Raw genomic sequence first — 19,120 nt, 5'->3', positions numbered from 1 at the left:
CTACAGAATGCGTTAGGAAGGTGCCCTTCCTTACACCTAGCGGGCCCGGACGGCGACCTCGGGCGAGGAGCTTTCCAGCGGCACGGCGTTGGCCGGGACCAGGCCGAACTGCACCGCCGGGCGGGGCAGCGCGGCGTCGAGCACCCAGTCGGCGCTCACCCGGGCCCGGTTGCCCGGCATCGCCAGCAGGTGGTAGCCACGGGTGACCGCCTTGGCGGGCAGCCCGGACAACGACACCTTCAGCGGGTTCGCCGCCGCGTCCATGCCGCCCAGGTCGACCACCCAGCCCAGGTCGTGGTGCTTGTACGGCCGGCGTCGCCCCTGCCCGTAGGAGGCGGCGATGTTGTGCGCGGCCAGCTTGCCCTGCCGCTGCGCGTGCTGGGCGGTCATCGTGCAGATCTGCCCGGGGCGGGTGAGGTCGGGCACGGCGGCGGCGTCGCCGCAGGCGTACACCTCGGGGAAGCCGGGGACGCTGAGGTACTCGTCGACGACCAGACGCCCCTTCTCGGTGCGCAGCCCCAGCTCGGCGACGAACGGGTCGGGGCGCACGCCGACGCACCAGACCAGGGAGCAGGTGGGCACGTACTCGCCGTCGGTGAGCTTGACGCCGTCGGCGGTGGCGACGGCCACCGAGGTGCCCATCCGCACGTCCACGCCCCGGCGGCGCAGCACCCGGTCGGCGGTGTCCGACATCCGTTTGTCCAGCTCGGGCAGGACCCGGGGCGCGACGTCCAGCAGCATCCACTTCGGGCGGATCTTGAGTCGGGGGCGCTGGGCGGCCAGCTCGTCGGTGAAGAGCTGCCCGTGTGCGGCCACCTCGGTGCCGGTGTAGCCGGCGCCGACGACGACGAAGGTGGCGCGGGCCTGCTGCTCGGCCGGATCCTCGGCCTGCTCCGCCAGCTCGATCTGCCGGACCACGTGGTCGTGCAGGTAGAGGGCCTCGGGCAGGCCACGGAAGCCGTGGGCGTACTCGGTCACGCCGGGGATCGGCAACAGCTTGTTGACGCTGCCGACCGCCAGCACCAGCCGGTCGTACGCGAGCCGGTTGCGGTCCCCCTCCGCCTGGGTGAAGCCGACCCAGCGGTTCTGCAGGTCGACGTGGTCGGCCTCGCCGATCACCACCCGCACGCCGGGCAGTGTGCCGGTCAGCGGCACGGAGATCCGGCGGGGCTCGACCACTCCGGCGGCCACCTCGGGCAGCAGCGGCAGGTAGAGGAAGTAGTCGGTCGAGTTCAGCACCACGATCTCGGCCCGGCCCCGGGCCAGCCGGCTCAACGTCTTCGCCGCGTGGTAACCGGCGAACCCGGCCCCCACGATCACCACACGAGGTTTCGTCATTGCGGCCCCGTTCCCACCCCGGCACGGGACAAACGTGGCACGGCCGGCGGCCTCAACACTCGGCCAGCCGGACGTGCCCGGTCTGCCCGATTGCCTCCACCTCCCAGCACTGCCCGAACGCACGCACCCGCTCGGCGACGATCCGCCCGATCTCGTGCGGAAGGTCGGGGTCGATGGCCAGCCGGCCGTCCACCGGGTTCAGGTTCAGCATCGCCCGGATGAGGGCCAGCGGCGTGCCGGCCGCCCAGGCCTGCGGGCTGCACGCGGTCGGGTACGGCACGGCGAAGAGCAGCCGCTCCCGGGGATAGCCGCTCATCGCCTCCGGCAGGCGGTAGTCGAACTGCTCGGCGGCGTCGAGCAGGGCCAGGCTGATCCGGTTCGCCTCGGCCCGGTAGCCGTAGCGGGCCATGCCGAGCGCCGCCAGCGAGTTGTCGTGCGGCCAGACCGTGCCCAGGTGGTAGCCGAGGGCGTTGTAGAGCCGGTCGTCCCAGGAGAGGGTGCGGATCCCCCAGCCGGAGAACATGTCCTCGGCCATCAGCTGCCGCACGACCGTGCCGGCCCGCTCCGGCGGCACGATCCCGCTCCACAGCAGGTGCCCCATGTTCGAGGTCTTCGAGTCGATCGGGTTCTTGTCGCCGTCCAGCCCGACCGCGTAGAAGCCGCCCCGCTCGTCGAGCCAGAAGTCGCGGTTGAAGCGGTCGTACAGCGCGGTGGCCTCGGCGCGCAGCCGACGGGCCAGGTCGGGCTCGGCGAGCGGGCCGTCGGCCAACTCGGCCAGCCGCAGCTTCGCGTCGTAGGTGTAGCCCTGCAGGTCGCTGGTGGCGATCGGCAGCACCGGGATGCGGCCGTCGGCGAAGCAGACCCCGTCCGGGGAGTCGCGCCAGCACTGGTTGCCCAGCCCTTCCGGGGAGCGCGTCGCGTACTCCACGTAGCCGTCGCCGTCCCGGTCGCCGTACCGGTCGATCCAGTGCAGCGCGGCGAGGGCGTTGTCGCGCAGGAACCGCACGGTCTCGTCGTCGCCGGTCCACCGCCAGTACTCAGACAGCAGGATCAGCCAGAGCTGGGTGGCGTCGGCGGTGCCGTAGTACGGGCCGTACGGCTTCTGTCCGGTCCGGGTCAGCTCGCCGCTGCGCACCTCGTGCAGGATCTTTCCGGGCTCCTCGTCGGTGAAGTCGTCGCACTTCTCGCCCTGCAACCGGGCCAGCGCGATGAGCGCACCCTTGGCCAGCGTCGGGCCGGCGACCAGCGTCTGGTACGCGGTGATCAGGGTGTCCCGGCCGAACACGGACAGGAACCAGGGCAGGCCGGCGCCCGGCAGCATGATCCGCTGCCCCTTCACCTCCAGGTCGAGGCGCAGCGCCGTCAGGTCGTCCCGGGACTGTTGGAGCGCCCGCCCCAGCACCGGGTTGTCGCTGCGCAGCATGGCCCGCCCCAGGGACCAGCGGCGCACGGGGTCGTCGGCCCGACGGTGGAACACGTCGGCGATGTCGCCCCGGACCGGCTCCACCACCCCCATGCCCGGCGGCAGCGGCACGTGCAGGTCGACCAGCCACTCCTCCCGGCGGTGCAGGGTGATGTCCCAGACGAGGTCGTCGCCCTCGACGCGGTCGGCCGGCCGGGAGCAGCAGACCCGGGTCTCGGCCGAGAAGTCCCCCCGGGTGTAGGTGAAGCACAGCTCCGAGCCGTCCGGGGCGTGGTTGCGGGTGATCTCGGCGGACCGGTCCCGGACCCCGGACTTGACCTCGAACAGGTCGGCGAAGTCGGCCCCGACGGCCAGCCGCAGCTCGAAGTGGATCGGCTCGGGCTTGAACGACACCATCTCCAGCCGCTCGTGGAAGCCGTCGCCGACGTACCGCATGCGCCGGATGCCCAGGGTGTCCGGCGGCAGGCCGGGCTGGTCCGGGTTGGTCACCACGAACTGGGCCGAGTAGTGGTCGATGGTCTCGGCCCGCAGCACCAGCAGCCGCTCGCCGTTGAGGGTGAGCACCCAGCCGCTGAGCAGCCGGGTGTCCAGGTGCACCAGGCCGCCGATGCCGCCCGGCGGCACGTCACCCCGGGAGTCGGAGTACATGAAGGTCGGGCCGCTGAGCACGGCCAGGGAGTCCGGGCCCAGCTCGGGCGGGATGGCCCGTTGGTCGCCGCTCTCGGCGGCGGCCGCCAGGCCGGGCGTGGGGTCGGCGGGAGTCGGACGCACGACAGCCATGCCCCCACCGTAGGAAGGGCCGGACCGTCCGACATCACCCGCTTCGGGTGAACTTGGCCAGCCGCATCGACGTCGAGCGGGCCGCTCACGCCCCGGCGGGGGCCGGTGCCGTGATCGCCCACCGTTCGTGGTCGCGCCACGCCCCGTCGATGAACAGGTAGTCGGGCGAGTAGCCCTCCAGCCGGAACCCCAGCTTCCGGGCCACCCGGCGGGACGCCTCGTTGCCCGGCTGGATGTTCGCCTCGAGCCGGTGCAGGCCGAGCGTGTCGAAGGCGTGCCGGACCACCAGGCCGATGCCGGCGGAGGCGTGCCCGGTGCCGCTGTACGGCAGGAAGGCGGCGTAGCCCAGGTAGCCGCCGCGCAGCGCGCCCATGAGGATCCCGTTGATGTTCACGTAGCCGGCGATCGCCCCGGAGTCCCGGTCGCAGACCAGGTAGCCGGCGTGGTCGCGGCGGCGGATCCGGCGCAGGTACGCGGCGTACCGCGCCGGGTCGGCGGGGGCGTCCAGCCAGGGATGGTGCAGGTCGCGGCTGCGCCGGACCGCCGCCACGAACTCGGCCTCGTCGGCCGGCCGGGGCCGGCGGATGGCGGCCGGACCGGCCGTACGCAGATACCTCACGGCGAACCACTGTCGCCGGCCGCGCCGCCGCTGTCCAGCGGGTTGCGGTCACGCCCCGCCGGCGGCCCGCTCGACGGTGTAGTGGATCGTCTGGGCGACGATCCAGCCCTGCTCGATCACGAACGAGTCCGCCCCGTCGCGCACCCGCGCGCCCTCGATCCGCGCCGTCCACTCCAGGAACGCCACCCGACCCTCGACCAGCCGGTTCGTGTACACGTACCGGGCACCGGGAAGCTCGTCCTCCAGCCAGCGGGCCAGCTCGGTGACCCCCGCGTGCCCACGGAACACGCCCCGCCGTTCCAGGACCACGCACGACGGCGACACGTTGCGCGCGAGGTCCGCCGCGAACCGGTGCTCGGCGGCGAGGCGCAGGTGGTCGTCGAACACCTCCCGCGCCGACCGCGCCCGCAGGTCCTCGCTCACCGCGCCACCCCCGTGCTGCCCGGCCGGCGGTGCCGGGGCCGGACGGCCGCCGTCACAGCGGCCCCGGATGCGGCTGCTCCAGCGGCATCGGTACCCGCAGGAACGTGGCCCCACGCAGGTCCAGCCACGCGTCGCCGGGCGACCGGACCAGCCGCAACATCACCTCGGCGCAGTTCGGGCAGCGGCCGACCAGGCCGGGCGCGTGCGAGTAGACCCGCAGCCCGGCCACCGGGCCGAGCGCGCCGCAGTGCGCGCACCGCCCGGTGGCGGTGCTCAGGTCGACGGCGAACAGCTCCCGCAGCGGGCCGTCGAGCATGTTGCCGTCCAGGTACGACGGGTCGGTCATAGTCCGCTCCTCCTCGACGTTCAGCCGGTGGGGCCGAACCGTTCGGTCTTCACCCGCCGGCTCTGGTGGCCCAGCCCGACGAGCAGGTCCGCCACGGTCTCCACGAAACCCGTCGGCCCGCAGACGTAGCAGAGCGGCTCCAGCTCCGGCGGCCAGCCGTGGCTGTTCACGTCGGCCAGCCCGATCCGGTGCGGCTCGCCCCGCCAGTCCTGCGGCGCCTCGCGGGTGTAGACGTACGTCACGTCCAGGCCCATGTCGTCGCGGGCCCGGCGACGCAGCTCGTCGGCGTAGAACACGTCGGCCGGGGTGCGCACCGAGTAGAGCAGCCGGAACGGGACCCGGCTGCCGGCGGCGCGGCGGGCGCGGACCATCGCCATCAGCGGTACGACGCCCGACCCACCGGCGACCAGCAGCACCGGCGGGGTCTGCTCCGGCCGCCAGACGAACCAGCCGCCGACCGGTCCGCGCACCTCGACCGGGTCGCCCTCGGCGTAGACGTCGACCAGGTACGGCGACACCTCGCCGTCGGGCACCCGCTGCACGGTCACCGCGATCCGGTCCCCGTCGACCGGGGCCGCCAGCGAGTACGACCGCGCCGCCTGGTAGCCGTCGGGGGCGGTGAGCCGCACGTCGACGTGCTGCCCGGGCAGGTGCCCCGGCCAGCCGGGCACCTCCAGCACCAGGGTGTGCGCGGTCGGCGTCTCCACCCGGCGCTCGCGCAGCCGGGCCACGTGCCAGCGCAGCGGGGCGGTCAATCGCCCTGGTACCGCTGCTCACGCCACGGGTCGCCGTAGTCGTGGTAGCCGGCGGTCTCCCAGAATCCGGGCTGGTCCGCCACGGTGAGCCGGATGCCCCGCACCCATTTGGCGGACTTCCAGAAGTACAGGTGCGGCACGAGCAGCCGGGCCGGGCCGCCGTGCTCGGCCGGCAGCGGGCCGCCGTCGTACCGGTGGGCGACCCAGGCCCGGCCGCCGCGCAGGTCGGCCAGCGGCAGGTTGGTGGTGTAGCCGCCGTACGAGTGGGCCTGCGCGTAGTGGGCGTCGGTGTCGATCCCGGCCAGCAGCGTGTCCAGGGAGACCCCCTGCCAGTCGGTGTTCCGCTTCGACCAGCGGGTGACGCAGTGGATGTCGACCGTCGGGGTCTCCTGGGGCAGCGCCATCAGCTCGTCCCAGTTCCACCGGAACTCGGCGCCGGACTCGGTGGAGACGACGAACTCCCAGGTCTCCAGCGGCACCCTGGGTGTCGGGCCGGCGGAGAGCACCGGGAAGTCCTCCGTCAGGTACTGCCCCGGCGGCAGGGCCGGCTCCGCGGAGCGGGGCCGGCCCTGGAAGCCCGGTGACACGATTCCCACCCGTCAGTCGTACCACCCGGGGTGGCCGCCGAGGCGCGGTCGGCGGAACCGCACCGCGACGGGTGACACGTCAGTGGTGCTTGACCACGACCTCGCGTTCGCCCTGGCCGGTCTTGCGGGTGGCCCGCAGGCTGGTGAGGGTGACGATCACCAGGATGCCGACGATGACGCCCAGGGAGGCGAGGGTCGGGATCTCCGGCACGCCCGACCAGATGCCGTGCGCCCAGTGCAGGCCGAGCTTGAGGCCGATGAACGCCAGGATGATCGCCAGGCCGTAGCTGAGGTGGACCAGCCGGCTGAGCGCGGCGTGCAGCACGAAGTAGAGCGCACGCAGCCCCAGCAGGGCGAACGCGTTGGTGGCAAAGACCAGGTACGGGTCCTCGGTGATGCCGTAGACGGCGGGCACCGAGTCGACGGCGAAGACGATGTCGGTGGCGAGCAGCGCGACCACCACGAGGGCGAGCGGGGTGAGCGTCCGCCGACCGCCGAGCCGGACGATCATCTTCGTGCCGTGGTACTCCTCGGTGACCGGCATGAACCGGCGCAGCAGCTTCACCGAGCGCATCTTGTTGATGTCGACTTCCTGCTCGTGCCCGGACAGGGCGTCGCGCAGCAGCTTGACCGCCGTGACGATCAGGATGATCGCGAAGATCAGGAAGGCGAAGTCCAGGGTCTGCAGGGCCGCCGCGCCGAGGGCGATGAAGACCGCCCGCAGCACCAGCGCGCCGGCGATGCCGAAGAGCAGGACCCGCTGGGCCAGCGCGGCCGGCACCGCGAACGCGGCCAGCAGCAGCATGAAGACGAACAGGTTGTCGACCGAGAGCGACTTCTCCACCAGGTAACCGGTGAGGTATTCCACGCCCTGCTTGGAGCCGAACCGGGACCAGACCCAGGCGCCGAAGGCGAGGGGCAGGGCGATGTAGAACGCGGACCAGCCCAGCGCCTCCCGCATCGAGACCTCGTGCGGCTTGCGGGTGACGACGAAGTCCAGCACCAGCAGCGCCAGCACGGCGGCGATGGTGACGCCCCACAGGGTGGGGGTGCCCACCGACTGGATCCCAGTGGCAGCAAGATATGGCAAGTCGGACATGGAGCCTCCTCGAACACCCTGTCATGTTCGAGGTCTCCTTCACCCACTTTTTCGTGGGCAGCCACCCGAGGCGTGCTCCGGGCACGCCGTACTGACCGGGATGGCTCGTGGGAAGTACTCCCCTCGTGCGGACCAGGTTAGGTCAGGCCGGTCGGGCGCGGCAAACGGGGCGCGCGAGATCACGCACCCCGCCACCTGCGCACACGCAGCGCCACCGGGCCGGCCACCGTTCGGGCGGTGCGTTGCCGCCGGCCGGCGGCAGTCGGCACTGGTCAGCGGGCCGGGAGCCGGCGCAGGGCGGCCTTCTGGAGGGCTTCCAGCGGTCCCTGCCCGTACCGGCCCAGGCACCAGCGTGCCCCGCCGGCCAGGATCAGCACGACCGCCGCCCAGAGCCCCAGCACCCACCACGGCGACGCGTCCTGCCAGCCCTGGGCCAGGCCGAGCCCCCACCCGTAACACACCAGCACGCAAAGCACGTTCTGCGCCACATAACATGACAGGGCGGTACGTCCCACCGCGGTCAGCCCGGCGGTGACCGGCCCGGGTCGGCGGATCCGGTCCAGCAGCACCCCGACCAGGCCCAGGTAGCCCAACGCCAGCAACGGCGCGCACACGTACCGGTCGATCAGGAAGAACTCCGTGCCGGCGAGGGTGCTCGCCAGGTTGAGCGGCAGTCCGGCGCCGAGGCCCACGGCCAGCAGCCGGCGCCGCAGCGCGCGCCCCCGGGCGTCCGGATCGAACGCGCCCGCCCGCAGCAGCCGGACGCCGAGCAGGAACAGGAAGACCAGCAGGCCGAAGCTGACGATCGGCTCGGCGCGCAGCGCGAGCCAGTTGTCCAGGCGGAACGCCACCTGGTCGGCCCAACTGCCGGCGGTGAACACCCGCGCGTCGGCGGCGACGGCAGCCGGGTCGGCCGGCGTGGTCGGTGGGGCGGTCGCCACGGCCAGGGTGAGCAGCGCCATCAGCACCACGTGCAGGGTGCCGGCGGCGTACATCGCCACCCGCTGGACCCGCTCGGCGCGGGCGAGCAGCCAGGCCACCAGCAGCGCGACGACCGCGTACCCCATCAGGACGTCGAAGGCGAAGACGAGGACGAAGTGCAGGGTGCCCTCGACGAACAGCAGCAGGGCGCGCCACCCGTACCGGCCGGGCCACGGGCGCCCCCTGGTCACGGCGGAGCGGTGCTGGATGGCCAGGCCGACGCCGAAGAGGATGGTCAGCAGGGCGAGGAACTTGCCGTTGGCGAGGAAGCGGAACACGCCCTCGACGACGGCGGCGACCGGTCCCGCCCCGCTGACGGAGGCCGCCGAGATCGCGGCGGCGTCGGTGAGGAACCGGGCCTCGGCACCCGGGGTGGCGAACAGCCACACGTTCGTGGCGAGGGTGCCGAGGATCGCCACCCCGCGCAGCACGTCCGGCAGGGGCAGGCGGCGGGGTGCGCCAGCGGGATCGGTGGGCGCCATGGCCGGCGCGGCGTTCGTCGTCACGCTCCCACGGTCGCAGTGCCGTCGCCTTCCGGCGTCGTACCGACCGCCGAGATCCGGATACCGCCTTCGATGTACGGCGGGCCCATCCTTCGACGGACCCGGCCCGCGTCACCCGCCCGACGCGACGGCGGTCAGCAGGCGGTGACGGCGGCGAGCACGGCGTCCACGTCGAGGTCGATCATGCAGGCGGGACCGGTCTCGTCCAGCGGGCAGCGCGCCTGCCACCAGCAGGGCTGTTCGGTGATCGCGGTGGGCAGCCGGTGCGGGCAGCCGGGCAGCCCCTGGAGGTCGACGCCGCCCATCCCGTACCGCCGGGCGTCCGTCGGCCCGAACAGCGCCACCGTCGCCGCCCCGGCGGCGGCCGCCAGCCGGACCGGCCCCGTGTCCGGGCCGACCACCACCCCGCCGCGCCGGCCGATCGCGGCGAACTGCCCCGCCAGGACGGGCAGGTCGGCGCGGGGCAACGGAACCCCGACCGGGTCGCCGCCGACCGGGCCGACGGTGAGCACCGGGTGGCCGCGCCGGGTCAGCCCGCCGGCCAACCCCCGCCACCGCCGGTCCGGCCACCGCTTGACCGCCATCCCGGCGTCGGTGACCAGCACGACCGGCGGCGCGAGCGGCCCGCCGACCAGGTGGGCCACCGCCCGCTCCCCCGCCCGCCGGGCGTCGTCGCCCAGGTGCACGCGGGGCCGGGCGGCCCGGTCGCTCGCGTCGAGCAGCCCTTCGGCGCAGAGGATCTCCAGGTAGCGGTCGCCGACCGGCTGCCGCGGCGGCGGATCCCGCCACAGGTTCGTCACGGCCCGCCCGGCACCGGCGTCGAGCAGGTCGGGGATGCCGTCGTAGCGGGTGGTGCTGACCGCCAGGTCCGGGCGGACCGCCGCGAGCGCCGCGACGACCGCCTCCCGCTCGGCGCCCGGCCCGCCATGCCGGGGCGTGCGCACCTCGGCGACCGCCGGATCGGCGCGCACCAGGTCCGCCCCCGGCTCGTGGGTGAGCACCCGCAGCCGCGCGCCGGGGTTGCGGCGGGCCAGGCCGTGCACCGCCGGCAGCAGCATCAGCAGGTCGCCGATCCCGCCGAGCAGGTCCACCACCAGGATGTCCGCGTACCGGTCAGGCATGGGCGCGTCCCAGCGTCCGCGCGTAGAGGTCGCGGTGCGCCTCGGCCACCCTCGGCCAGGAGTACGCGGCGGCGAAGGCCCGCCCGCGTTCGGCGAGCCGGCGGCGCAGCACCGGGTCGGCGAGCAGCCGGCCGACGGTCCGCACGATCGCGGCCGTGTCCCGGCGGGCTCCGATCAGCGCCACCGCCCCGCTGCGGCGCAACCCGTCGTCGTCGGCGTCGGGCTGCGTGACGGCGGTCGGCAGGCCGTGCGCGAGCGCGGCGAGCAGGGCCCCGCTCTTGGTGCTCACCCCGGCGGTGAACGGCAGCACCGCCGCGTCGGCGGCGTGCAGGGCGGCGGAGACCCGGTCGGCCGGCAGGTGCCCGGTGAAGGTCACCGCGTCGGCCACCCCGCACCGGTGGGCCAGCCCGGTCAACTCGGCGCGGAACGCCGTCGCCTCCGGCTCGGGCAGCGCCTGCGAGGTGAACCCGCCGACCACCAGCAGCCGCAGGTCGGGGTGGTCTCGACGCAGCTCGGGCAGCGCCTCGATCAGGTACCGCAGCCCCTTCACGGGGTGCACGAAGCCGAAGAAGGCCAGCAGCGGCGCGCCCTCCGGCACGCCCAACTCCGCCCGCAGCCGCGCGCCGGCGGTGGCCGCGCCGACGTGGTCGACGACGTTCGGGGCGATCGGGATGTGCGTGGCCGCGCGGCCGGTGCGCGCGCGCAGCACGTCGCCGTGGCCGGGGTTGGTGACGATCACCGCCGCGCTGGCCGGCACCAGCCGGCCGGACTCCCGGTCCCAGCGGCCGGTCCGCTCCACCGCCGACCAGAGCCGCCCCGGCAGCCAGCCGGGGCAGGCCCACCAGCCGTACTCGTGCAGGGTGGTGACCAGCGGCAGCCGCCGGGGCAGCCGCCACGGCAGCAGCCCGGGCTGCCCCGAGAACCGGTACGCCGACGGCGCGAACTGCACGTGCACCAGGTCGGGGGCCAACGCGCGGACCCGCCGCGCGGCCCGGACGGTGGCGGCCCGCCAGCGGCCGTCGTCGGCGTCGGGGCGCACCGGCACTCCGGTCGCCTCGACGCCGACGCCGTGCAGGGCCTCGACCAGGTGCGCCACGTAGTCGCTGACGCCGTCGGCGTCGGGCCGACCGGGGCCGTGCAGCACAGCCACCCTGATCCGGTCGTCCGCCACGCCACCTCCCGCGTTCTCGGCGGGCGGGTTCCCGACCCCTTACGACGCAAACGCCGGGCACCCATGGTGTGCCGATGACCGAGGAGCTTGCGGCCGGCCCGCTGGCCGGCGTACGGGTGATCGAGCTGGCCGGCATCGGGCCCGGCCCGTTCGCCGCGATGATGCTGGCCGGCCTGGGCGCGGACGTGGTGCGGGTCGACCGGGCCACGGACGTGGACCCGGGCGCCTTCGGCACCCCGCACCCGGACCTGCTCAACCGGGGGCGCCGCTCGGTCGGGGTGGACCTGAAGTCCCCCGGCGGCCGGGAGGTGGTGCTGGCCCTGGTCGCCGGCGCCGACGCGCTGGTCGAGGGGTTCCGCCCGGGGGTGACCGAGCGCCTCGGTGTCGGCCCGGCGGACTGCACACCGACGAGGTGCTCGTCGAGGCGGGCTTCGACCCGGCCCGCGTCGCCGACCTGCGCGCCGCCGGTGCCGTCGCCTGACCCACCGCGAGGGGTACGACGAAGCGGGGAGGCGCCGGCACGCCACCCGTGCTGACCGGTGATCGGCCCTGTCAGCACGCATCCGGTGCGGTGGGACGGCCGGCGTCGGATGCCTTCCGGGTGGGCGGGGCGGGCAGGACGGCCGCGATGGCGTTGAGGACGTGGTCGAGTCCGTACTGGAAGCGCTCGTCGGGCGGCTGGTGCGACAGTCTGCCTTCCCGGATGTTGCGGATGAACATCGGGTACTTGCCGGAGGCGACCACCTGACCGACGTACGGTCCGACGTACTCGGCCATCCACTGGCCGCGGTCCATGCCGGTGTGCCGCGCGTGCTCCAGCCAGCCGATCTCGTCGCGGACGGCGCTGTCGACGTAGTTCCCCACCATGCTGCTCAGCGTCGTCATCGCGTCGATGTGCAGACCGAACCCGTCGAGGGCGCCGAGGGCGAAGTCGTAGACCCGCAGTGAGTGGGGGCCGAGGGTGGGGCGCCGGGCGAGGGTGACCTGCCAGGGATGGCGCAACCCGGCGGCGCGGGTCTGGTGTGCCACCAGGGACAGGTCGGCGCGCCAGTCGCCGCTGGGCCGGTCGGGCACTTCGATCTCGCCGGCGACGGCGTCGACCATGAGGTCGATGAGGTCGTCGCGTCTGGGCACGTACCGGTACAGGGACATCGCGCCGGTGCCCAGCTCCTGGCCGATCCGGCGCATCGTGGTGGCGTCCAGGCCCTCGGCATCGGCGATGCGGATGGCGGTCGCGGTGATCTGCGCCCGACTGTAGCCGGGACGCCGGCCGGGTCCGGACCTCTGCGCCTGTTCCGGCCGCATCCAGATGCTGACCCTGCCCATCTCCGACACGTCGCACCGCCCTCTCTTGCGTACATCGTACTCGAATGGCTAGGTTCATTTCGAGTACGACGTACGCGATTGGAGTGAGGGCCGTGGGTCGACGTCTCCACCTGGCGGTGATCGGGGCGATCCTCGCGATGATCATGGCCCCGCTGGACGGGATGATGCTGGGGCCCGCACTGCCGGTCATCGTCGGTGACCTGGGCGGGGCGCAGGACTTCTCCTGGGTGATGACCGCCTACCTGGTACCGATGGCCGCGGCGACGCCGATCTGGGGCAAGCTCGGCGACCTGTTCGGGCGCATGCCGGCCTACCTGTCCGCGATCGCGCTGTTCCTGCTCGGCTCGGCGCTGGCCGGGCTGTCCCAGGAGATGTGGCAGCTCATCGCCTTCCGCATGGTCCAGGGCCTGGGCGGCGGCGGCCTCGTGGTCGGCGCCCTGGCGCTCGTCGCCGAGCTCGTGCCGCCTCGGCAGAGTGCCCGGCTGATGGGCCTGTTCGGCGTGATCATGCCGGTCGCCCTGATCGCCGGGCCGCTGCTCGGCGGCGTGTTCACCGAGCAGCTGAGCTGGCGGTGGGCCTTCTACATCAACCTGCCGGTCGGCGCTGTCGCCGCGCTGCTCATCGTGGCCACGATCCAGCCGGAACCACGGCGGACCACTGCCCGCATCGACGCCGCGGGGGCACTGCTGCTGACCGTCGTCCTCGTGGCGCTGAGTCTGCTGGCGACTTGGGGCGGCACCCGGTACACCTGGATCTCGGCGCCCATTCTCGGGCTGGCCGCGACCGCGCTGCTGGCGCTGGCAGCCTTCGTACGGGTGGAGCGGCGCGCCGCCGAGCCCATCGTGCCGCTGCGGCTGTTCGCCGACCGCAGCTTCACCCTGGCCCAGATCCTGCGCCTGACCGCGGGCGCCGCCATGATGGTCTTCGCCGCCTTCCTGCCGCTGTACATGCAGTTGGCGATGGGCGCCTCACCGACCGCCAGTGGCCTGCTGATCCTGCCCGCGATGCTCGGCATGGTCGCGGTGTCGGTCGGCAGCGGACAGGTCATCGCACGCACCGGCCGGTACCGCGGCCCGGCGATCCTCGGCGGCGCGGTGCTGACCGTCGGCATGCTGACGCTGCTCGTCCTGGAGCCGGACACCGACCCGGCCCTCGCCTCGGCGCTCACCCTGCTCGGCGGAGCCGGGGTGGGTCTCATCATGCAGAGCACCACGATCGTCACCATCAACAGCGCGCCGCCCCGGGACATGGGTGCGGCCAGCGGCTCGGTCACGCTCTGGCACACGATGGGTGCCTCGCTGGGCGCCGCCGTGCTGGGTGCCCTGTACACCAGCCGGTTGACCGCCACCCTCGAGGACCGCCTCGGCGGCGAGCCAGCCGGCCGGTTCCTCGTCGACGGCGAGCTGACCGCCGACGCCGTACGGCGGCTGCCCGACCTGGCGCAGGACGCGATCCGCGCCGGCGTCACCGACGGCGTGCACGGCACGGCCGCCGCCGGCGCGGCCCTCGGCACCACCGCCTTCGTCCTCGCCTGGTTCATCCGCGAGACCGCCCTGCGGAGCAGCCACACCCCCGAGTCCACCCGTTCCGAGCCCACTTCCACCCTTGAGGAGCGCCATGTCTGAGCACCGCCTGCAACTCGCCGTCATCATCGGCAGCGTCCGCGACGGACGCTTCGGCCCGACCGTCGCCAACTGGTTCGTCCGCGAGGCCGAGGGCCGCGACGACGTTCTGGTCGATCTGATCGACCTGGCCGACGTGTCGATCGGTTCGACCGCCCCGACGATGTCGCCGCCGCCGCACGTGTTGGCGGCGCTCAGCGGCCTGACGCCGCGGCTGGACGCCGCCGACGCCTTCGTCGTGGTCACTCCGGAGTACAACCACAGCTACCCGGGCGCGTTGAAGAACGTCATCGACTGGCACAACGTGCAGTTCCACGCCAAGCCGGTCGCGTTCGTGTCCTACGGCGGGCTCTCCGGCGGCCTGCGGGCCGTGGAACACCTGCGCCTCGTCTTCGCCGAGCTGCACGCCGTCACCACCCGCGACACGGTCAGCTTCCACGGTGCCTGGGAGCAGTTCGACGGCGACGGGCGGCCCAGGGATCCGCACGGCCCCGCAGCGGCGGCCAAGACCCTGCTCGACCAGGTCACCTGGTGGGCGCGGGCGCTCAAGGAGGCCAAGACCACCACCCCGTACCGGGTCTGACCGGAATCGCGTGGAGGCGTACCAGACATGACCGCACTCACCGGGAAGACGGCACTGGTGACCGGCGGCAGCCGGGGCATCGGCCGGGCGATCGCGACCCGGCTCGGTCGCGACGGCGCCCGCGTCGCGGTGCACTACGGCAGCAACGAGGCGGCGGCCAGGCAGACCGTCGCGGCGATCGAGGCGGCCGGTGGGCACGGGTTCGCCGTCCACGCGGAGTTCGGCGTGGACGGCGACGCCGAGACGCTGTGGGCCGGCTTCGACGCCCACGCCGACAGCCTCGACATCCTGGTCAACAACGCCGGGATCCTGGGCGACCAGGCAGAGATCCAGGACGTGGGCCGGGCCGCGTTCGACCGCCTCATCGCGGTCAACACGACCGCACCGTTCTTCGTCACCCAGCACGGCCTGCGCCGGCTGCGCGACGGCGGTCGGATCATCAGCATCTCCACGACGCTGACCCGCGGCTCGTCGATGTCGGAGTCGATCTCCTACGCCATGTCGAAGAGCGCCATGGACGTGCTCACCGCGACGCTGGGCAGACAGTTGGGGCCGCGGGGCATCACGGTCAACACCGTGGCTCCCGGCGTCATCGACACCGACATGCACGAGGGGCGACTCGTCGGGGAGGCGTTGGCCTGGCTGGCGTCGCTGTCGCCGATGGGTCGGATCGGCACCCCGCAGGACGTCGCCGACACGGTTGCCTTCCTCGCCTCGGACGACAGCCGTTGGATAACCGGCCAGCGGATCGAGGTTGCCGGTGGCACCCTGCTGTAGGCGACACACCGACGCGACAGGGCTCCGGACGCGGGGTCCCTGTCGGGCGACCGCCGATCCCCACCCGCGGTCAGGAACGGCGCACGGTGGCGCCCGGCGCCAACGCGGGTTCGACCATGTCCCGGTAGTCGCGCGGCAACTGGACCACCACGTCGTCGAACTCGCCGCCGCTGATCGCCTCGCGCAGGGTGACGAACACCGCCCGGGTGGCGTCCCGGGCCGCAGGCTCCGGCACGCCGGCCCGCGCCGCGACGCGGGCAACGAACTCGGCCGCCCCGAACCGCTCCGCCGACTCGGTACGCGGGCTCGGCTTCAGCACGAGCTGCAACGGCTTGGGCAGCTGCGCGGCGAGGTCCAGCACCTCCCCGCCGGTCAGCCGCTCGGCGAGAGTCTCCAGCGTCGCCCGGGTCAGCTCCACCGCCCGCTCGGAGGAGGTGCTGGTACGCCGGGCCACCTGGTCGACGAAGGTGTCGTAGTTCATCCGTACTCCTCGGGCTGCGTCGGGGCCTGCGCGTACCCGCCGGACCGGCCGGGAAACGGCGGCGGATTTCCGCGCCGGACGGCGCGTGACGGCCCGCCGGGCGGGTAACCGCCGCCGGTCGTGACCGGATCTACGCCCGGAGGAGCCGACACCATGGCGAGCTACGCCGACGTGCTGCAGTACCTGTCGAGCCTGGACTACCCGGCCGAGAAGGACGACGTGGTGCGCGAGGCCGAACGCGAGGGCGCCCCGCCGGACGTGCTGCGCGCGCTGCGGGCCCTGCCGCCGGTCGACTACGCCAACGGCAACGAGGTGGCCCGCTCCGCGGGCATCGAGGCGGCGCCCGAGGTCGACTCCGCCCAGCGGGCGGCGCAGGCCCGGGACAAGCGGCACCAACGCGTGTCGCAGCACCTGCGCGGCATCTGAGCCTTGCGCGCGCCCCGACCGACCGGCGGCATCCGCACCGGGGGCGACCGCGGCGGCGACGGATGAGGGCACGCCGGCCGGTCGGGCACACCCCCGCCGCGGTCCAGCTCACGGTGATGGGCCTCGTCGGGCTGCTGGCCGGCGGACTCACCGTGGTCGTGGCCACGCCGGTACTCGCCCCGCTGGTCGGCTGGGACGCCGCCGCGCTGAGCTGGCTGGTGCTGGTCTGGCACAAGGTGTGGCCGATGGACGCGCGGAACACGGCCCGGTTGGCGGTGTACGAGGACCCGAACCGGGCGGCGCGGGACGTTCTGCTGCTCGCCGCCTGTCTGGTGAGCCTGCTGGCGGTCGGCGTCGTGGTGGCCCACGCGCACGGGGTGCGGAGCACGCCCACCGGGAACGTCTACGGCGCGCTGGGCGTGCTGAGCGTGCTGCTGTCCTGGCTGGTGGTGCACACCGTGTTCACCGCCCGGTACGCGCGGATCTACTACACCGGGCCGGACGGCGGGGTGAACTTCAACCAGCCGGAGCCGCCCCGCTACTCGGACTTCGCCTACCTGGCGTTCACCGTCGGGACCACCTTCCAGGTCTCCGACACCAACCTCACCAGCAACGAGATGCGCCGGACGGCCCTGCGGCACTCGATGTTGTCGTACCTGTTCGGGGCGTTCATCATCGCGGTCACGGTGAACCTGCTGGCCGGGCTGGCGAGATGAGCGGGCGCCGGGCCGGTGGGCGACGCCGGACAGGTGGGCGCCCCCGTCGCGAACCGCGACCGGGGCGCCACGTAAACCTGTCCGGTGGTCGGTCGGGCCCGAACCGGGCCGCGATCACCAGGCGACTGAGGCACGCCCGAACCAGGCGGGCATCAGTGCCGCGACCATCATACGACGCAACATCATCCGTTCGGCTGATTACGGCGGAACTGTGGGCCAGCACACCTGCCGGGGTGTCAGCCCGTCACCTCCGCGTACCGCTGTTCCAGGTCGACCCGGGCCAGTGCCCCGACCAGCCAGGCGAGGCGTTCGGACTCGCCGCTGCCCGCCAGTCCGGCCAGGTCGTCGGCGGAGCGCCCCAGCCCCAGCCGCCGGGCCGCGACGAGCGCCCGGCGGTCGGCCACCGGCGCCACCTCCCGCCACAGCGCCTGCGCCTCACGCAGGAACAGGTCGACGACCTGGCCGTCCACCCCGGGCAACTCGGCGAGCAGCTTCCGCTCCCGGGCGGGGTCGTGGTGGGCCACCGCCCGCAGCCGGCGCAGGTCGCCCCGGTACCGGTCGACCACGGCCTGGGCCAGGTCGCCGAGGGTGTCGGCGAGCGCGTCGACGTCGCCGCGCTGGCCGCTGTCGCGCAGCACCCGCACCCGGTCGGCGTGCAGCGAGCGGGCCAGCCGGGCGGCGCTGTCCCAGCCCGCGGCCGGCAGGGCGTGCGCGCTGTCCACGGCGCGCCGGAAGTCACCCCGGCGGGCCAGCAGCACGGCGAGACAGAGCACCTGGAACAGGTTCGACGGGTTGTTGATCACCCGGAATCCGTACTGCTCGGCGAAGCCCCGCCCGCTGCCGGCGAGCCGGCGTACCAGGCGTTTCTTGTCCTCGATCCGGGACGTCTCGGTGGTCGGCATGCCGGCGACTACCCACGCCGGACGCCGCCACGCCTGCCGCCCTCAGCCGCGTACGCCGCCGCTGCGGTCGCGGGCCTTCAGCCGGGTGGTCGGCAGCGTCGGGGCGGGCAACGGCGGGGCGGCGTCGTCGGCGACCGTCCCGAAGCGCCGCCCGGCCATCCAGTCCTCCCGGGCGGCAGCCACCTCCTCGTGCGAGCGGCCGACGAAGTTCCACCACATCACCAGCGGCTCCTCGAAGGGGGCACCGCCGAGCAGCAGCACGCGACTGCCCGGCGCGCCGGTCAGGGTGACCCGATCCCGGCCGGTGCCGAGGTAGAGCAGCGCTCCCGGGGCGAACGACAGCCCGTCGACCTCGGCGGTGCCGGACACGGCCAGCAGGCCGTACTCGAAGTCGGGGCGCAGCGGCAGCGTGGCCGGCGCGGGCCCGCCCAGCTCCAGTTGCGCGCCGAGCAGCGGGGTGTACGTCACGGCCGGGGACCGCTCGCCCGCGAGCTCGCCGACCAGCAGCGTGACGTCCAGCTCGCCGTCGCGCCAGCGCGGCAGGTCGGCGTGGTGGGCGAAGTCGGCGGCCCCGGCCCGCGCCGGGTCGGGCAGCGCCACCCAGAGCTGCACGCCGTGCATCAGCGGAGGACGCCGCTCGGGCGACCGCTCGGAGTGCGCGATGCCGTGCCCGGAGGTCATCACGTTGAGCTGGCCGGGCCGGATCGGCTGGACGTTGCCGAGGCTGTCGCGGTGCATGATCTCCCCGTCGAGGAGCCAGGTCACCGTCTGCAGGCCCGTGTGCGGGTGCGGCGGCACCTCCATGCCGGGGCGCTCGGCCACGTCGTCCGGCCCGAAGTGGTCCACGAAGCACCAGGCACCGACCATCCGGCGGGCCCGCTGTGGAAGCAGCCGGCGCACGGTCGTGTAGCGCCCCAGCGGCACGTCGTGGCCGGGCAGCAGGACGCTGCCGGGGTCGGCGGGGACCGCGCCGGGTGGTTGGGTCTGCGCGGGCATCTTCTCGGTACGCTCCACCGCCTGACTGTACGCCGGGCGCCACCGCGGAGAGACGCCGCTGGCCGGCACCCCGGGTAGGGGTGCCGGCCAGCGGCTGTGCGCGTTGCGGGTCAGCTGTTCCAGTGCTCGGCCACCAGGTCGGCGG

Annotated in this window: 20 protein-coding genes and 1 pseudogene; 6 read left to right on the top strand and 15 right to left on the bottom strand. The window is 73.9% G+C overall.

Going from position 1 to position 19,120, the window contains the following annotated elements; genetic code table 11:
- Positions 1–36 precede the first annotated feature (36 nt).
- From ABZ809_RS25500 to ABZ809_RS25450, 11 genes are all read right to left on the bottom strand, one after another.
- The gene (locus ABZ809_RS25500) at positions 37–1,338 is read right to left on the bottom strand and encodes an NAD(P)/FAD-dependent oxidoreductase (protein WP_357565121.1); all 1,302 of its coding nucleotides are present in this window, start codon (positions 1,336–1,338) and stop codon (positions 37–39) included.
- A gap of 52 nt (positions 1,339–1,390) precedes the next feature.
- Positions 1,391–3,541 carry a glycogen debranching N-terminal domain-containing protein gene (locus ABZ809_RS25495; RefSeq protein ID WP_357565120.1) on the bottom strand — a complete coding sequence of 717 codons (2,151 nt, stop codon included), beginning with the start codon at positions 3,539–3,541 and terminating at the stop codon, positions 1,391–1,393.
- A gap of 85 nt (positions 3,542–3,626) precedes the next feature.
- Positions 3,627–4,160: a GNAT family protein gene (locus tag ABZ809_RS25490; protein WP_357565119.1), complete on the bottom strand. Its 534-nt coding sequence runs from the start codon at positions 4,158–4,160 to the stop codon at positions 3,627–3,629.
- Between the two features lie 48 nt (positions 4,161–4,208).
- On the bottom strand, positions 4,209–4,583 hold the full coding sequence (locus tag ABZ809_RS25485; RefSeq protein WP_357565118.1) for a nuclear transport factor 2 family protein: 375 nt from the start codon (positions 4,581–4,583) through the stop codon (positions 4,209–4,211).
- A gap of 52 nt (positions 4,584–4,635) precedes the next feature.
- Positions 4,636–4,929 (bottom strand): DUF6510 family protein, encoded by a 294-nt coding sequence (locus tag ABZ809_RS25480; RefSeq protein ID WP_357565117.1) that lies wholly within the window; start codon positions 4,927–4,929, stop codon positions 4,636–4,638.
- Positions 4,930–4,949: 20 nt separating this feature from the next.
- Positions 4,950–5,684 (bottom strand): ferredoxin reductase, encoded by a 735-nt coding sequence (locus ABZ809_RS25475; protein ID WP_357565116.1) that lies wholly within the window; start codon positions 5,682–5,684, stop codon positions 4,950–4,952.
- Complete coding sequence (locus ABZ809_RS25470) at positions 5,681–6,271, bottom strand: sulfite oxidase-like oxidoreductase (protein WP_357565175.1); 591 nt, start codon at positions 6,269–6,271, stop codon at positions 5,681–5,683. Before ABZ809_RS25470 ends, ABZ809_RS25475 begins: the two co-directional genes overlap by 4 nt.
- 79 nt (positions 6,272–6,350) lie before the next feature.
- Positions 6,351–7,370: a TerC/Alx family metal homeostasis membrane protein gene (locus ABZ809_RS25465; RefSeq protein ID WP_357565115.1), complete on the bottom strand. Its 1,020-nt coding sequence runs from the start codon at positions 7,368–7,370 to the stop codon at positions 6,351–6,353.
- Between the two features lie 272 nt (positions 7,371–7,642).
- Positions 7,643–8,857, bottom strand: coding sequence for a DUF418 domain-containing protein (locus ABZ809_RS25460; protein WP_357565114.1), 1,215 nt, complete (start codon positions 8,855–8,857; stop codon positions 7,643–7,645).
- Between the two features lie 131 nt (positions 8,858–8,988).
- On the bottom strand, positions 8,989–9,975 hold the full coding sequence (locus ABZ809_RS25455; protein ID WP_357565113.1) for a glycosyltransferase family 9 protein: 987 nt from the start codon (positions 9,973–9,975) through the stop codon (positions 8,989–8,991).
- Positions 9,968–11,146: a glycosyltransferase family 4 protein gene (locus ABZ809_RS25450; protein WP_357565112.1), complete on the bottom strand. Its 1,179-nt coding sequence runs from the start codon at positions 11,144–11,146 to the stop codon at positions 9,968–9,970. The genes ABZ809_RS25455 and ABZ809_RS25450 overlap by 8 nt, the downstream gene beginning before the upstream one ends.
- Before the next feature lie 74 nt (positions 11,147–11,220).
- On the opposite strand from ABZ809_RS25450, the pseudogene ABZ809_RS25445 reads away from it, so the two are divergent.
- Positions 11,221–11,547, top strand: a pseudogene (locus tag ABZ809_RS25445) (CoA transferase); the annotation flags it as partial.
- A gap of 151 nt (positions 11,548–11,698) precedes the next feature.
- On the opposite strand, the gene ABZ809_RS25440 reads toward ABZ809_RS25445, so the two are convergent.
- Positions 11,699–12,472, bottom strand: coding sequence for a TetR/AcrR family transcriptional regulator (locus tag ABZ809_RS25440; protein WP_357565111.1), 774 nt, complete (start codon positions 12,470–12,472; stop codon positions 11,699–11,701).
- 92 nt (positions 12,473–12,564) lie between these two features.
- Between ABZ809_RS25440 and ABZ809_RS25435 the strand changes: the two genes are divergently transcribed.
- Genes ABZ809_RS25435 through ABZ809_RS25425 form a run of 3 tightly spaced genes read left to right on the top strand, consistent with a single transcriptional unit; the run spans position 12,565 to position 15,454 of the window.
- Positions 12,565–14,097: an MDR family MFS transporter gene (locus ABZ809_RS25435; protein WP_357565110.1), complete on the top strand. Its 1,533-nt coding sequence runs from the start codon at positions 12,565–12,567 to the stop codon at positions 14,095–14,097.
- Positions 14,090–14,677: an NAD(P)H-dependent oxidoreductase gene (locus tag ABZ809_RS25430; protein ID WP_357565109.1), complete on the top strand. Its 588-nt coding sequence runs from the start codon at positions 14,090–14,092 to the stop codon at positions 14,675–14,677. The genes ABZ809_RS25435 and ABZ809_RS25430 overlap by 8 nt, the downstream gene beginning before the upstream one ends.
- Positions 14,678–14,704: 27 nt before the next feature.
- Positions 14,705–15,454 (top strand): SDR family oxidoreductase, encoded by a 750-nt coding sequence (locus tag ABZ809_RS25425; RefSeq protein ID WP_357565108.1) that lies wholly within the window; start codon positions 14,705–14,707, stop codon positions 15,452–15,454.
- Between the two features lie 70 nt (positions 15,455–15,524).
- Here the strand turns inward: ABZ809_RS25425 and ABZ809_RS25420 are convergent, their stop codons facing one another.
- Positions 15,525–15,935: a DUF2267 domain-containing protein gene (locus ABZ809_RS25420; protein ID WP_357565107.1), complete on the bottom strand. Its 411-nt coding sequence runs from the start codon at positions 15,933–15,935 to the stop codon at positions 15,525–15,527.
- Between the two features lie 153 nt (positions 15,936–16,088).
- Here ABZ809_RS25420 and ABZ809_RS25415 point away from each other — a divergent pair, with 153 nt between their 5' ends.
- Together ABZ809_RS25415 and ABZ809_RS25410 are read left to right on the top strand one after the other, a co-directional pair.
- Complete coding sequence (locus ABZ809_RS25415; protein WP_357565106.1) at positions 16,089–16,361, top strand: DUF2795 domain-containing protein; 273 nt, start codon at positions 16,089–16,091, stop codon at positions 16,359–16,361.
- Between the two features lie 62 nt (positions 16,362–16,423).
- Positions 16,424–17,077: a DUF1345 domain-containing protein gene (locus ABZ809_RS25410; RefSeq protein ID WP_357565105.1), complete on the top strand. Its 654-nt coding sequence runs from the start codon at positions 16,424–16,426 to the stop codon at positions 17,075–17,077.
- A 236-nt stretch (positions 17,078–17,313) separates the two neighbouring features.
- Here ABZ809_RS25410 and ABZ809_RS25405 read toward each other — a convergent pair whose 3' ends face one another.
- Positions 17,314–17,979, bottom strand: coding sequence for a hypothetical protein (locus ABZ809_RS25405; RefSeq protein WP_357565104.1), 666 nt, complete (start codon positions 17,977–17,979; stop codon positions 17,314–17,316).
- Between the two features lie 42 nt (positions 17,980–18,021).
- Positions 18,022–18,993 (bottom strand): pirin family protein, encoded by a 972-nt coding sequence (locus ABZ809_RS25400; RefSeq protein ID WP_357565103.1) that lies wholly within the window; start codon positions 18,991–18,993, stop codon positions 18,022–18,024.
- Positions 18,994–19,120 lie beyond the last annotated feature (127 nt).

The sequence above is a fragment of the Micromonospora sp. NPDC047074 genome, from assembly GCF_040643815.1.
GTDB lineage: Bacteria > Actinomycetota > Actinomycetes > Mycobacteriales > Micromonosporaceae > Micromonospora.
Note: the sequence above shows the minus strand (reverse complement) of the source record. Positions and strands in the feature narration are given on the sequence as shown.